Below are 13544 nucleotides of genomic sequence, written 5' to 3'. Positions count from 1 at the left end.
GCCGAGCAACCCTTGAGGCAAGGGCCGCAGCAAGGCCCGGCCCGTACCGTCCAGGCTAAGCGGCAGCGACCCGGCGGCGGGTGGCGTCCTCGTCCGTGGCCGAGTCGTAGGAGAGCAGCGAAGGCAGCACCGCGCACAGCGCGCCCACCGCGCCCACGCAGACGAGCCCCCCGGACCAGATGGCCGACCGCGTGCCCGTCCACCCGGCCGCCGCCCCGGCCCGCACCTGCCCGAGCTGCGGCCCGACGCTGTAGGAGAGGACCTCGATCCCGGCGAGCCGCCCGCGCAGCTCGTCGGGGATGGTTTGGTTCCAGATGGTGCTGCGGGCCAGACCGCTGAGCATGTCGCCCGCCCCGGCGAGCGCGAGGGCGGCCAGGACGAGCCACACGTTCGACAGGAGCCCCGCCGCCGTGATGGCGAGCCCCCACCCGGCCGCCCCGCACACCACGAGCACCCCGTGCCGCCGCACCCGCGACGTCCACCCGCTGGTGAGGCTGAGGAGCAGCGACCCGACGGCCCCGGCGGCGTACATCAGGCCGAGCGACCACCTCGCGTCCAGGTCGTCCGCGAGGAACGGGAAGATCGTGTTGGGGAAGGCGAAGACCATGGCCGCCCCGTCGATGGCGTAGGTGCCGAGGAGCACGGGCCGCGACCACGCGTACCGAGCCCCCTCCGCGAGCCCCCGCAGTGACGGCTTCTGCGCGCCGTGCGCGGCGGGCGCGGGCGAGAGCCGGGTGCACAGCGCCACGGAGACGGCGAAGCCGACGACCGTGACGGCGTACGCGCTGGCGTGCCCGGCGTAGGCCACGACGACACCGGCGAGGGCGGGCCCGGCGATGGCACCGACGTTCCAGCGCAGCGAGTTGAGCGCGGCGGCGGCCGTCAGCTGGTCGTGCGGCACGATCCTGGCGAGGAGCGAGTCGAGCGCCGGGCGCTGGAGCCCGGCGAGCCCGGAGACCCCGGCCGCCACCAGGTACAGGGGCCACAGGAGCGGCTGCGGCAGCAGCGCGTTGACGAACAGGACGAGGGCGAGCACGCCGAGCGCGGCCTCCGTCAGGAGGATCACCTTGCGCCGGTCCACCGCGTCGGCGAGCGCCCCGCCGTACAGGCCGCAGACGATCAGCGGGACCAGCTCGACCGCGCCCATCGCCCCCACCGCGAGCGGCGAGTCGGTGAGGTCCTTGATCTGGAGCGGCAGGGCGATCAGTGCCATGAAGCTGCCGAAGTAGGTGACCAGGCCCTGGACCCACAGGAGCCGGAAGTCCCGGCTTGAGCGCCAGGGGGAGAGGTCGGGCAGTATCGCGGCGATTCGTTTCACAAGGGGACATGGTCAGCGGCGCGAATGCCGTCGTGCAAACGATTTCTCGAACGCCAGTCGCCCCCGAGGGGCGCCCCCCGGGGGGGGGCTCACCACCGCGTCGACGGCGGAGCCGTCAGCTGGTCCGCCAGCCGCGAGAGGCGGTCGCGCACGCGGCGGCGGCCCCGGGGCGCGGGCAGGCTGTTCTCGCCCGTCGCCGCGCTCACCAGGTGCTGGACCGTGTCCAGGTCGAGGTCCCCGGTGCGCGGCACGGTGAGCGCCTCGTGGGCGAGCGCCCCGAGCTCGTCGCCCGCGCCCGTGTCCGGGCCGAGCGCGAAGACCGTCGCGCCCGCGCGCCGCGCGTCGTGGACGCGGGACAGCAGCTCCGGCGCGGGCGTGCCGGGCGCGACCACGAGCAGCGTCTCGCCGCGCCGCGCGGCCTCGACGCGGCCGAGCCCCACCGACAGGTGCGCGGGCGCCCCCGCCCGCGGCCGGTGGCGCACGAGCGTGGGCGTCAGCTCGGGCGTGCCGGACCAGGCGGCCTCGTCCGTGAGGTGCGCGGCCAGATGCCACGGCTCGTACTCGTGCGTGCCCACCAGGAGCAGGCCCCCGCCGTGCGGCACCACACCGGCGCGCAGCGCCCCGGCGAAGCGGCGCGTGGCGTCCGGCCATTCGGTGCCGTTCAGAACTTCGCGCAGCAGCGCGACCCGTACCGCGTCCATGGAGGCGCATACTGCCTCAACAAGTCATTCGTACAGCCGCAGTTCACTCCGAATTCCCCCGAGGTGGGGAAGGGGCGGGGATGGCAGTGGAGACAGTTGAGGCGTCCGTACCGTTCCGGGCGGGCCGCGAAGGGTACGCCAGCTTCCGCATCCCGGCGGTCGTCGTCACGCACGACGGCTCCGTCCTCGCCTTCTGCGAGGGCCGCGTCGGGTCGCAGGAGGACTTCGGGAACATCGACATCGTGCTGAAACGGTCCACCGACGGCGGCCGCACCTGGGGCCCGCTCCAGGTCGTCGGCGCCAACGGCACGGACCTCGCGGGCAATCCGGCGCCCGTCGTCCTCGACACCGGGCGGGTCCTGCTCGTCCAGGTCAGGAACGCGGCCGCGGCCTCCGAGGACGCCATCCGGCGCGGCCAGGTGACCCCGGCGGACGGCCGCAGGGTCTGGGTGCAGCACAGCGACGACGACGGCCTCACCTGGTCGGTGCCCCGGGAGATCACCAAGCAGGTGAAGCGGGCCGACTGGCGCTGGTACGCGACCACGCCGGGCCACGCGATCCAGCTCGGCGGCGGCCGGATCGTCGTCCCCGCCAACCACTCGCTGCCGCCCACCGGCACGGACACCGGCACCGAGGGCAAGTACAACGGCGGGCACTGCCTGCTGAGCGACAACCTCGGCCAGACCTGGCGCATCGGCTACGTCGACGACAACACCAACGGCTACATCAACGTCAACGAGACCACCGCCGCCGAACTCCCCGACGGCCGCGTGTACTTCAACACCCGCAACGACTCGCCGGCCCCCGGCAACCGCGCCGACGCCCACTCCCGCGACGGCGGCGCCAGCCTCGTCAAGCCCTTCCGGCCGCAGTCCTGTCTGACCGGACCTGTCGTCGAGTGCAGCGTGCTCCAGCTGCGCGACCCCGACGTGCTGCTCTTCTCCGGGCCCGCCGACCCCGGCTTCCGCGCCCGGATGAGCATCCACAGGAGCGACGACGACGGCACCACCTGGCAGCCCGTGCACACCGTCGACGGGCTGCCCGCCGCGTACTCCGACCTCGTGCGCCTCGACGAGGACGCCGTCGGACTCCTCTACGAGACCGGGGACTTCGGCGCGTACGAGACGATCACCTTCCGCAGGGTGCCGCTCGACCGGCTCACCTGAACGCGGTCGCCGTGGACGCGGACGTAGGGTCTGACCATGACTTCCACGGAAAGTGTGCAGAAGGCGCCCGCCAAGGACCCCTGGGACCTGCCCGATGTGTCCGGGCTCGTCGTCGGGGTCCTCGGCGGCACCGGTGACCAGGGGCGCGGCCTCGCCTACCGGCTCGCCCGCGCCGGACAGAAGGTGATCATCGGCTCGCGTGCGGCCGAGCGCGCCGAGGCCGCGGCCGCCGAGCTCGGCCTCGGCGTCGAGGGCGCGGACAACGCCGAGTGCGCCCGGCGCAGCGACATCGTGATCGTCGCCGTGCCGTGGGACGGCCACGCCAAGACCCTCGAAGCCCTGCGCGAGCCGCTCGCGGGCAAGCTCGTCATCGACTGCGTGAACCCGCTCGGCTTCGACAAGAAGGGCGCGTACGCCCTCAAGCCCGAGGAGGGCAGCGCCGCCGAGCAGGCCGCCGCGCTGCTCCCCGACTCCCGGGTGACGGCGGCCTTCCACCACCTGTCGGCCGTGCTGCTCCAGGACGCCTCGATCGAGGAGATCGACACCGACGTGATGGTGCTCGGCGAGAGCCGCGCCGACACGGACCTGGTGCAGGCGCTCGCCGCCCGCGTCCCCGGCATGCGGGGCGTCTTCGCCGGGCGGCTGCGCAACGCCCACCAGGTGGAGTCCCTGGTCGCCAACCTGATCTCCGTCAACCGGCGCTACAAGGCGCACGCGGGGCTCCGGGTCACCGACGTCTAGGCCCGTGCCCGGGCGGGCGGGGCATGGGGGACACTGGTGCGGTACGTCCGTCCGGAATGCCGTATCCGTCGTGCTGTGATCAGGGAGCCGAACCCCATGCCCCGCCTAGCGCTCTACACCCTCGTCGTCTGTGTCCTGGCCGTCGCCGCCGCCGTGGTCTCCTTCGTCCAGGGCAGCCTCCTCGGCATCGTGTGGGTGTTGCTCGCGGGCCTGTCGTCCAACATGACCTGGTACTACGTCCGCCGGGCCAAGCTGGAGCGGGCGGCGCGCGAGACCGCCGCCGCTAGCCGCTGATCGCGGGGATGTCCGGGGTGCCCTGCCAGAAGCGGTAGAGCCGCTGGCCCCAGTAGGTGTCCCACTCCTCCACGCCGAGGCCGCGCAGGACGGCGTCCACCGCGTCGAAGAAGGCGTCGTTGACCTCCGGGATCCACAGGATGCCGAACACCGCGAGCAGGCCGAACGGCGCGAAGGGCTCCACCTGGCGGCGGACCGAGTACGACAGCCACGGCTCGATGACGCCGTAGCCGTCCAGGCCCGGGATCGGCAGGAAGTTCAGGATCGCCGCCGTCACCTGGAGCAGCGCGAGGAACGCCAGGGCGTAGCGGAAGGTGTCCGGGACGCCGTCGAGCGCGTCCAGCCAGAACGGGGCCGTGCACACGACGGCGAACAGCACGTTCGTCAGCGGGCCCGCCGCCGAGATCAGGCTGTGCCGCCAGCGGCCCCGGATCCGCCCGCGCTCGATGAACACGGCGCCGCCGGGCAGACCGATGCCGCCCATGATCACGAAGAGCACGGGCAGCACGATGCTGAGCAGCGCGTGCGTGTACTTCAGCGGGTTCAGGGTCAGATAGCCCTTCGCCCCGACGGAGATGTCGCCGCCGTGCAGGGCGGTGCGCGCGTGCGCGTACTCGTGCAGGCACAGCGACACCACCCAGGCCGCCGTCACGAACAGGAAGACGGCGAAGCCGGGGTTGTCCGCGAAGCCGGTCCAGGCCGCCCAGCCGCTCACCGCGGTGACGGCCGCGATGCCGAGGAAGACGGGGCTGACCCGGCGGTCGCCGTGGGAGTGGCCGGTCATGGTGCGGGGCTCCTGAGGTTCGTGCGGTCGCCGTACGCCCGGAGCGGGCGGGCGGCAGGCCTGCGGCCTGCGCGGCGTGCCCGACCGTACAGCAGGAGTACGTGAACGTCCGGCGACGGCGGGGTGGTTCCACGGGGCGGGAACGAGGGCCCCGCGGTGCCCGGACGGAGCCGGGACCCGGGCCCGGAGCGCGAACGGCGACAATGGGGGCGTGCGATATCGCGTTCTAGGCATCACCCGGGCCCTGCGCCCCGACGGCACCCTCGCCGCCGTCGGTGGTGCCCGACTGCGTGCCCTGCTCGCGGCGCTCGCGCTGCGGCCGGGGCGGACCGTTCCGGTGGCCGTCCTGGTCGACGAGGTGTGGGGCGGTGAGCCCCCGGCCGACGCCGCCGGCGCGCTGCAGGCCCTGGTGGGCCGACTGCGCCGGGCGCTCGGCGCCCAGGCCGTCGCCTCGGTGGACGGCGGCTACCAACTGCGGGCGGCCCCGGACGACGTGGACGCGCACCGCTTCGAGCGCCTCGTCGGCGAGGGCACGCGCGCCCTCGCCGACGGCGACCCGGCCAAGGCCGCCGTCGTCCTCGACGACGCGCTCGCGCTCTGGCACGGGGACGCCTTCGCCGATCTGCCGGACCACGCCGCGCACGCGGCCCGCTGGGCGGCCCGGCGCCTGGAGGCCCGGCGCGCCCGCCTCGCGGCGGCCGTCGCCCTCGGCCGGGCCGAGGACGCCCTGCCCGAGATCACCGCCCTGTGCGACACGCGTCCGCTGGACGAGCCGCTCCAGGCGCTGCGCCTGCGCGCCCTGCGCGCGGCGGGCCGCCCCGCGGAGGCCCTCGCCGCCTACGACGCCGTCCGCCGCCTCCTCGCGGACCGCCTCGGCACCGACCCGGGGCCCGAACTGCGTGCCCTGCACGAGGAGTTGCTCCGCCCCGGCGCGGCCGCGGACCGCGCCGGGCCCGCCGCCCCGCGGGAGCGCGCGGGCGAGGAGCCCACGGCCGCCGCGCGCGCGTCCACGGCGGCCGCCCCCGGCAACCTCCGCGCCCGGCTCACCTCCTTCGTCGGCCGGGCGGGCGACATCGACGCCATCCGGGAGGACCTGCGGCGGGCCCGGCTCGTCACCCTGGTCGGCCCCGGCGGGGCCGGGAAGACCCGGCTCTCCCAGGAGGCCGCCGAGGGGATCGAGGCCCCGGACGGGGTGTGGCTCGCCGAACTCGCGCCCCTGGACGACCCGCAGGGCGTGCCGGAGGCCGTGCTCACCGCGCTCGGCGCCCGCGAGACCGTGCTGCGCGGCGCGGGCGCGGAGGAGCTGCGCGCGGCGGCGGAGCGGCTCGGCGACGACCCGGTCCTCAGGCTCACCGAATACTGCGCGCCGCGCCGCATGCTGCTCATCCTCGACAACTGCGAGCACGTCATCGACGGCGCCGCCCACCTCGCGGAGCGGCTCCTCGCCGCCTGCCCGGAACTGACCGTCCTCGCCACCAGCCGCGAGCCCCTCGGCGTCCCCGGCGAGGCCCTGCGCCCCGTCGGCCCGCTGCCGGAGCCCTTCGCCCTGCGGCTGCTCGCCGACCGGGGGCAGGCGGCACGCCCGGGCTTCCGGGTCACGGACGACCCGGAGGCCGCCGCCGAGATCTGCGCGCGGCTCGACGGGCTCCCGCTGGCCATCGAGCTGGCGGCGGCCCGTCTGCGGATGCTCACGCCGCGCCAGATAGCCGACCGCCTCGACGACCGCTTCCGGCTCCTGACGAACGGCGCCCGCACGGTCCTGCCGCGCCAGCAGACCCTGCGCGCCGTCGTCGACTGGTCCTGGGACATCCTCGACCGCTCCGAGCGGGCCGTCCTGCGCCGCCTCGCGGTCTGCGCGGGCGGCTGCGACCTCGCCGCGGCGGAGGCGGTCTGCGCCATCTCCGGGGCCACCTCCGGGGCCACCTCCGGGGCCGCCCCCGGGACCGCTTCCTGGGCCGTGGACGTCGAGGTCGACCCGCGCGACGTGCCCGACCTGCTCGGCTCACTCGTCGACAAGTCCCTGGTGGTGGCCGCCCCTTCGGCCGCGGGCGGCGGCATGCGCTACCGCCTCCTGGAGACCGTCTACGAGTACGCCGTCGAGCGCCTCGACGAGTCGGGGGAGCGGGCCGCCACCGAGCGCGCGCACCTCACCTACTTCCGGGAGCTGGCCCGCCGCACCGACCCCGAGCTGCGCGGCCACGGCCAGCGCACGGCCGTCGCGGTCCTGGAGAACGAGTACGAGAACCTGCGCACCGCGCTGCGCCGCGCCGTCGCCGCCCGCGACGAGCACGAGGCGCTGTGCCTGGTGCACGCCCTGTCGTGGTTCTGGCTGATGCGGGACCTGCGCACCGAGGTCAGACACTGGTCCCGCGAGGTGATGGCGCTCGGGCCCGACCCGTTCGCGGAGCCGGTCGCGCCGGTGGAGCCGCTGCACGAGCGCTGCACGGACGCCCCGCCGCCGATGCGGCCCGAGGTGCTCCAGGAGGCCCGGCGCGGGGTGCACCTGGTGCACATGTCCTGCATGGACATGGACCCGGACGCCTGGCAGACCCCCCGGGCCGAGGAGAAGCTGCGTGCCATCCGCGAGGCCTACCGGCCGGGCCTGCCGCAGACCTGCCGGAACCCCGGGAGCCTGTGGTTCTACGCCGTCCTGCTGAGCGGCGACGTCCACCGGGTCCGGGAGATCGTGGACCGGACCGTCGCCGCCTGCCGCGACTTCGGCTACACCTGGGAGCTGGCCGGGGCCCTGCAGTGGCGCGCCAACGTCCTGGCCAACCGCGTCGACTGGGCGGGCGACGCCTGGCAGGACGCCGACGAGGCCCTGGAGATCTTCACCCGGCTCGGCGACACCTGGGGCATGGCCGAGGCGCTGTCCTCGCGCGCGGAGGCCCATGAGCGGCGCGGCGCCTTCCCGCGCGCCGCCGAGGACTTCGCGGCCGCCATCGCCCACGCCGAGGCGCTCGGCGCCAAGACCCAGGTGTCCCTCCTGACGGCCCGGCTCGGCGCGGTCTTCGTCGAACTGGGCGAGACCGAGCGCGGCGAGCGGCTGCTGCGGCGCGTCGTGGACGACAGCGTGGGCCGTCTCGACGGGGCGCTGCCCGCCGCCCGCATCTTCCTCATCGGGCTGCTCGGCATGCGCGGCCACGTCCGCGAGGCCCGCGACCAGCTGGCGCTGCTGCGCAAGGAGTTCAAGGCCGTCGGCTTCGCCGTCTTCGACGGCACGGTGCTCGCCGTCAGCGCCTGGCTCGACACCATCGAGGGCCACTACGAGGGCGTGCTCGCGGGCGCCCGCGCGACCCTGGAGAAGGCCGCCGACCCGCTCTCGCAGATCGTGGCCCCCCAGCTGCTCGCCGTCCATCTGGGAACCGTGGCCCACGCGTTCGCCCGCACCGCCCCGGACCGGGCCGCCGTCGCGGCGCGCCTCCTTGCGGTGGCCGACGGACAGCTGCCGCCCGGCCATGTGCGGACCGTCTTCGAGCGGGAGGTGCGCACGGCCGCCGAGCAGGCGGTCCGGGCGCCCCTCGGCGACGCGGCCTACGCCGCCGCGTACGCCGAGGGCTCCGGCCTCACCTGGGAGGAGGCCGTCGCCGCGGCGGGCCTGTGACGCCCCGGCCGGGCGGGCGCCGCCGACGTCACGTCTTCGTACGGAACTTGTGGATCGCGATCGGCGCCATGATCGCGGTCAGGGCCACCGACCAGATCAGCGTCACCCAGATGTCGTGGGCCACCGGCAAGCCGCCGTTCATCAGACCGCGCGCGGCGTCCGCGAGGGACGACAGCGGGTTGTAGTCCGTGAACGCCTGGAGCCAGCCGGGCATGGAGTCGGTCGGCGCGAAGATCGACGAGCCGAACTGCAGCGGCAGCAGCACCAGGAATCCCATTCCCTGAATCGCCTGGGCGCTCTTCATCACGACGCCCATGGTGAGGAAGATCCACATCAGGCCTATCCCGAAGACCATGGCGAGGCCGACGGCCGCGAGCAGGCCGGGGACGCTCTCCACCGAGAAGCCGATGCACAGGGCGACGACGAACAGGATTCCGGTGGCGACCAGCATGCGCATGAGCTCGACCACGATCTTGGCGATCATGACCGAGGAGCGCCCGATCGGCAGCGACCGGAAGCGGTCCATCACACCGGTCTGGAAGTCCTGGTTGAAGCCGGTGCCCACCCCCATGGCCATGTTCATCCCCATCATGGCCATCAGGCCGGGGACGACGTACTGGATGTACTCCTCGCGGCCGCCGCCGAGCGACTGGCCGACGGAGCCGCCGAAGACGTACACGAACAGGAGCGTGAAGACGATCGGCATCAGGACGGCGTCGAACATCGACTCCACGTCCTGCTTGATCCACAGCAGATTGCGGCGCACCAGGGCGCCGGTGTGCCGCGCGAACGCGCGCGGGCCGATGCGGGTGTCCGCCTGGCCGGTGAGCGGGACGGCCTGGCTCGGGGGCGCGGGGGGCGCCTTGACTGCGGTCGCGCTCATGCGGCGACCTCCTCGTACTCGGTGGTCGCGGCGTCGTCCGTGAGGCCGGCCTTGTGGCCGGTCAGGGACAGGAACACCTCGTCCAGGCTGGGCAGTTCGGTGGCGATGTCGGCGAGCGTGATGCCGCGCGCGCTGAGCACGCCGACGACCGCCGTGAGCTGTTCGTCGCTGAGGATCGGCACGAGGACCGTGCCGTCCTCGGAGTCCACGGTCGTGGTGGCCAGGCCGGTCAGGCCCGCCTCGTCGAGCGCGAGCGCCGTGGGGCGCAGCTGCGCAGGATCGGCCGGGCGGATCCGCAGGGTGCGGCCGCCGACCTTCGCCTTCAGCTCGCCGATGCTGCCGCCCGCGACGACCCGGCCGCGGTCGATGACCGTGAGCTCGCCGGCGAGCTGCTCGGCCTCCTCCATGTACTGGGTGGTCAGCAGGACGGTGACGCCGTCCTCGCGGACCATGCGCCGGACCTCGTCCCAGACCTCGTTGCGCGTGCGCGGGTCGAGGCCCGTGGTGGGCTCGTCCAGATACAGCACGGCCGGGCTGCCGATCATCGACGCCGCGAGGTCGAGACGGCGGCGCATGCCGCCGGAGTACGTCCGCACCGGGCGCTTGGCGGCCTCCGTGAGGGAGAAGCGCTCCAGGAGGGCGTGGGCCCGCGTGCGGGCCTCCTTGCGGGGCAGGTCGAGCAGCCGCCCGATCATGTACAGGTTGTCGTAGCCCGAGAGCTTCTCGTCCACCGACGCGTACTGGCCGGTGAGGCCGATGACGCGGCGCAGCTGGCGCGGCTGGCGCAGCACGTCGTAGCCCGCGACGACGGCGCTGCCGGAGTCGGGGGTGATCAGGGTGGAGAGGCAGCGTACGAGCGTGGTCTTGCCGGCGCCGTTCGGCCCCAGGACGCCGAGGACCGTGCCCTCGCGGACGTCCAGGTCGACGCCGTCCAGCGCCTTGGTCTCGCCGTAGTGCTTGACCAGCCCCCGTACCGAGACGGCACTCGCTCCGCCGCTCGCTCCCCGTTGGGGGGTGTTCTCGATGCGTGTCATGCCCTACATGAGAGCAGCCGCCACCGACAACGCGCCGACAGATGTCCTACAGGCGGGCGACAGCGGCACCGACGGACACCGATAGATCCCGACAGACCCCGACAGATCCGCTCTGCCGGGGCCGGCAGCCCGCCGACGGGGGACGGTCGGCGGGCTGCCGTCAGTGCCGCAGTGGCTCGAAAGGAACGCCGGCCGGCGCTCCGGGCCGGGGCTAGCGGACGGAGTGCTCCGCGGCCGGGAACGCCCCGCCGACCACGTCCTCGGCGAACGCCTTCGCGGCGTCGCCCATCACCCCGCGCAGATCGGCGTACTGCTTCACGAAGCGCGGCATCTTCCCGCCGGTGAGGCCCAGCATGTCCGTCCACACCAGGACCTGGGCGTCGCAGTCGACGCCCGCGCCGATGCCGACGGTCGGGATGTGCAGCGAGCGGGTGACCTCGGCGGCGAGCTCGGCCGGTACGAGTTCGAGCACCACGGCGAAGGCGCCCGCGGCCTCGGCGGCCTTGGCGTCGCGCACCAGCTGGTGCGCCGCCTCCTCGCTGCGGCCCTGGACGCGGTAGCCCATGGTGTGCACGGACTGCGGGGTGAGCCCCAGATGGGACATGACCGGGATGCCGGACCGCACGAGCAGCTCGGTCTGGGCCAGCGAGCGCTCGCCGCCCTCCAGCTTGACCGCGCCGACGCCCGCCTCCTTGACCAGGCGCGTCGCGGACCGCAGGGCCTGGACCGGCCCTTCCTGGTACGAGCCGAACGGCAGGTCGGCGACGATCAGGGCGCGGCTCGTGCCCCGGACGACGGCCGCCGAGAGCATGGTGATCTCGTCGAGGGTGACGGGCACGGTGGTGTCGTACCCCAGGTGGCAGTTGCCCGCCGAGTCGCCGACGAGCATGACCGGGATCCCGGCCTCGTCGAAGACGGACGCGGTCATCGCGTCGTACGCGGTGAGCATGGGCCACTTCTCGCCGCGCTCCTTGGCGGCGGTGATGTCGCGGACCGTGATGCGGCGTGTGCCCTTGCCGCCGTACAGCGTCTTGCTGCTGTCGGTCTTCCGCCCGTTCAGGGCAGGGCTCTGGGCAGCCGAAAGCTGCGTCATCGCAACGGCTCCTTCTGTCGTCTCGAGGCGCCCTGACGGCGTCCCCGGATCACGTCCATGGTGGCATCGCGTGCCGCCCGGGCGCTAGAGGGGTTCTTTTCGGCCGTTTTGGAGACGTATGACGGACGCGGGTGTTCCTTGGTGTCCTTCCGGGAAAGGCCTGGCAAAGCCTTTCCAATACGAGACGGTCTCGTATCGGAATGTGGCTAAGGTCGGAGCATGACAACACCTGCCGTCCCCGGCACGTCCCGGATACCGGAGGCCGTCCACCGGCGGCGCTGGGCGATCCTCGGCGTCCTGATGCTCAGCCTGCTGATCGTCGTCCTGGACAACTCCATCCTGAACGTCGCGATCAAGACCATCTCCACGCCCGCGCCCACCGGCCTCGGCGCCACCCAGGGCGAGCTGGAGTGGGCCATCAACTCCTACACGCTCGTCTTCGCCGGTCTGCTCTTCACCGCGGGCCTGCTCGGCGACCGCGTCGGCCGCAAGAAGGTGCTGCTCGCCGGGCTCGCGGTGTTCGGCATCGGCTCCGCGCTCGCCGCCCAGTCCGGCTCGCCCGTCGAGCTCATCGCGTTCCGCGGGGTGATGGGCCTCGGCGCCGCCTTCGTGATGCCCGCCACGCTCGCCGTCCTCATGAACGTCTTCGAGCGCGACGAGCAGCCCAAGGCCATCGGCATCTGGGCGGCCGGCGTCGGCCTCGCCGTCGCCATCGGCCCGATCACCGGCGGCGTCCTGCTCGACCACTTCTGGTGGGGCTCGGTCTTCCTCATCAACGTGCCGATCGTGATCGTCGCGCTGATCCTCATGGTCGTCCTCGTACCGGACTCCAAGGACCCGAAGCCCGGCCGGATCGACCTGGTCGGCGTCGTCCTGTCCGTGATCGGCCTCGTGCTGCTCGTCTACGGCATCATCAAGGGCGGCCAGCTGGCCGACTTCACCGACCCGGCCGTGCTCGCGACCATCCTCGCCGGGCTCGCCGTGCTCGTCGGCTTCGTCTGGTACGAGAAGCGCGCCGACCACCCGTCGATCGACATCTCGTACTTCAAGAACCGCGTCTTCTCGGCGGCGATCACCGCGATCGCGCTCGTCTTCTTCGCGCTGATGGGCGTCACGTTCTTCTCGGTCTTCTACACGCAGAGCGTGCGCGGCTACACGCCGCTGCAGACCGGACTGCTGATGCTGCCGCTCGCCGCCGCGCAGCTGATCTTCGCGCCGCGGGCGCGGCACGTCGTCGACCGGTTCGGGGTGCGGGCCACCTGCGTGGGCGGGCTCTCCGTCATCGCCGTGACCCTCGCCGCGTTCACGATCTTCGACTCGGACACGCCGATCTGGGTCCTGGAGGTCGTCTTCTTCCTCATGGGCACCGGGATGGCGCACATCATGACGCCCACCAGCGTCGTCATCATGCAGGCGCTGCCGCGCGAGAAGGCGGGCTCCGCGTCCGCGCTCAGCAACACCTTCCGCCAGGTCGGCGGCGCGCTCGGCATCGCGGTGCTCGGGTCCGTGCTCTCCGCGGCGTACCGGGGCGGCGTGGAGGACGAGATGCGGCTCCTGCCCGCGGGGATGCGGCACACGGCGGGCGAGTCCATCGAGGCGACCCTCGGCGCGGCGGCGCGGCTCGGGCCGCGCGGCGAGGGCCTGGTCTCCGCCGCCAACGACTCCTTCCTGCACGCGATGCACGTCACCGCCCTGTGCGGCGCGGGCGTCGCCCTGGTGGGCGTCCTGGTGGTGGCCCTGTTCCTCCCGGGCAAGCCCCCGGCCTCCGCAGCCCCCGCCCCCGCAGAACCCCACGACCGGGAACCGGCCTCCGCGGGCCGCTGACGCGGCTGGGAGCGCTCGCTGCTGTGCAGACCCGTTCCTCCCAGGGGGCGGAACGGGTGGGCGCAGCCCACAGCTGCCCCGCACCGCTGGCGAAGGGCGTGG

General features: G+C 73.7%; 11 protein-coding genes. 5 read left to right on the top strand and 6 right to left on the bottom strand.

Going from position 1 to position 13544, the window contains the following annotated elements; translation table 11 throughout:
• Positions 1-55: 55 nt before the first annotated feature.
• Positions 56-1318 carry an MFS transporter gene (locus C9F11_RS12730; protein ID WP_138959399.1) on the bottom strand — a complete coding sequence of 421 codons (1263 nt, stop codon included), beginning with the start codon at positions 1316-1318 and terminating at the stop codon, positions 56-58.
• An 89-nt stretch (positions 1319-1407) separates the two neighbouring features.
• Positions 1408-2019: a hypothetical protein gene (locus C9F11_RS12725; protein ID WP_138959398.1), complete on the bottom strand. Its 612-nt coding sequence runs from the start codon at positions 2017-2019 to the stop codon at positions 1408-1410.
• Positions 2020-2099: 80 nt separating this feature from the next.
• Between C9F11_RS12725 and C9F11_RS12720 the strand changes: the two genes are divergently transcribed.
• From C9F11_RS12720 to C9F11_RS12710, 3 genes are all read left to right on the top strand, one after another.
• Complete coding sequence (locus C9F11_RS12720; RefSeq protein WP_138959397.1) at positions 2100-3185, top strand: sialidase family protein; 1086 nt, start codon at positions 2100-2102, stop codon at positions 3183-3185.
• Between the two features lie 36 nt (positions 3186-3221).
• Positions 3222-3926 (top strand): NADPH-dependent F420 reductase, encoded by a 705-nt coding sequence (gene npdG, locus C9F11_RS12715; protein ID WP_138959396.1) that lies wholly within the window; start codon positions 3222-3224, stop codon positions 3924-3926.
• A gap of 96 nt (positions 3927-4022) precedes the next feature.
• Entirely contained in the window at positions 4023-4220 is a 198-nt protein-coding gene (locus C9F11_RS12710; protein WP_138959395.1) for a hypothetical protein, read from the top strand.
• Here the strand turns inward: C9F11_RS12710 and C9F11_RS12705 are convergent.
• A complete protein-coding gene (locus tag C9F11_RS12705) occupies positions 4210-5004 on the bottom strand; it encodes a site-2 protease family protein (protein ID WP_138959394.1) in 795 nt (264 codons plus the stop codon). The two genes, C9F11_RS12710 and C9F11_RS12705, sit on opposite strands and share 11 nt — an antisense overlap.
• A gap of 211 nt (positions 5005-5215) precedes the next feature.
• Between C9F11_RS12705 and C9F11_RS12700 the strand changes: the two genes are divergently transcribed.
• Positions 5216-8608 carry a BTAD domain-containing putative transcriptional regulator gene (locus C9F11_RS12700; RefSeq protein ID WP_138959393.1) on the top strand — a complete coding sequence of 1131 codons (3393 nt, stop codon included), beginning with the start codon at positions 5216-5218 and terminating at the stop codon, positions 8606-8608.
• A 28-nt stretch (positions 8609-8636) separates the two neighbouring features.
• On the opposite strand, the gene C9F11_RS12695 is transcribed toward C9F11_RS12700, so the two are convergent.
• The 3 genes from C9F11_RS12695 to panB all read right to left on the bottom strand — a co-directional run bounded on the left by C9F11_RS12695 (position 8637) and on the right by panB (position 11618).
• Positions 8637-9491, bottom strand: a complete 855-nt coding sequence (locus tag C9F11_RS12695) for an ABC transporter permease (RefSeq protein ID WP_138959392.1) — start codon at positions 9489-9491, stop codon at positions 8637-8639.
• Complete coding sequence (locus C9F11_RS12690) at positions 9488-10525, bottom strand: ATP-binding cassette domain-containing protein (RefSeq protein WP_138959391.1); 1038 nt, start codon at positions 10523-10525, stop codon at positions 9488-9490. Before C9F11_RS12690 ends, C9F11_RS12695 begins: the two co-directional genes overlap by 4 nt.
• 211 nt (positions 10526-10736) lie before the next feature.
• Positions 10737-11618 carry a 3-methyl-2-oxobutanoate hydroxymethyltransferase gene (gene panB, locus C9F11_RS12685; protein ID WP_138959390.1) on the bottom strand — a complete coding sequence of 294 codons (882 nt, stop codon included), beginning with the start codon at positions 11616-11618 and terminating at the stop codon, positions 10737-10739.
• 219 nt (positions 11619-11837) lie between these two features.
• On the opposite strand from panB, the gene C9F11_RS12680 reads away from it, so the two are divergent.
• A complete protein-coding gene (locus C9F11_RS12680) occupies positions 11838-13442 on the top strand; it encodes a DHA2 family efflux MFS transporter permease subunit (RefSeq protein ID WP_138959389.1) in 1605 nt (534 codons plus the stop codon).
• Positions 13443-13544: the final 102 nt, after the last annotated feature.

Origin of the sequence: Streptomyces sp. YIM 121038, assembly GCF_006088715.1 — a bacterium.
In the GTDB taxonomy this organism is placed as follows: Bacteria; Actinomycetota; Actinomycetes; order Streptomycetales; family Streptomycetaceae; genus Streptomyces.
This window is presented reverse-complemented; position numbering and strand designations above follow the sequence as displayed.

Bases quoted from the DNA above. Each gene is read 5' to 3' on its own strand.
- npdG (WP_138959396.1), top strand. From the start codon at position 3,222: ATGACTTCCACGGAAAGTGTGCAGAAGGCGCCCGCCAAGGACCCCTGG.
- C9F11_RS12705 (WP_138959394.1), bottom strand. From the start codon at position 5,004: ATGACCGGCCACTCCCACGGCGACCGCCGGGTCAGCCCCGTCTTCCTC.
- C9F11_RS12725 (WP_138959398.1), bottom strand. From the start codon at position 2,019: ATGGACGCGGTACGGGTCGCGCTGCTGCGCGAAGTTCTGAACGGCACC.
- C9F11_RS12710 (WP_138959395.1), top strand. From the start codon at position 4,023: ATGCCCCGCCTAGCGCTCTACACCCTCGTCGTCTGTGTCCTGGCCGTC.
- C9F11_RS12680 (WP_138959389.1), top strand. From the start codon at position 11,838: ATGACAACACCTGCCGTCCCCGGCACGTCCCGGATACCGGAGGCCGTC.
- C9F11_RS12720 (WP_138959397.1), top strand. From the start codon at position 2,100: ATGGCAGTGGAGACAGTTGAGGCGTCCGTACCGTTCCGGGCGGGCCGC.
- C9F11_RS12690 (WP_138959391.1), bottom strand. From the start codon at position 10,525: ATGACACGCATCGAGAACACCCCCCAACGGGGAGCGAGCGGCGGAGCG.
- C9F11_RS12695 (WP_138959392.1), bottom strand. From the start codon at position 9,491: ATGAGCGCGACCGCAGTCAAGGCGCCCCCCGCGCCCCCGAGCCAGGCC.
- panB (WP_138959390.1), bottom strand. From the start codon at position 11,618: ATGACGCAGCTTTCGGCTGCCCAGAGCCCTGCCCTGAACGGGCGGAAG.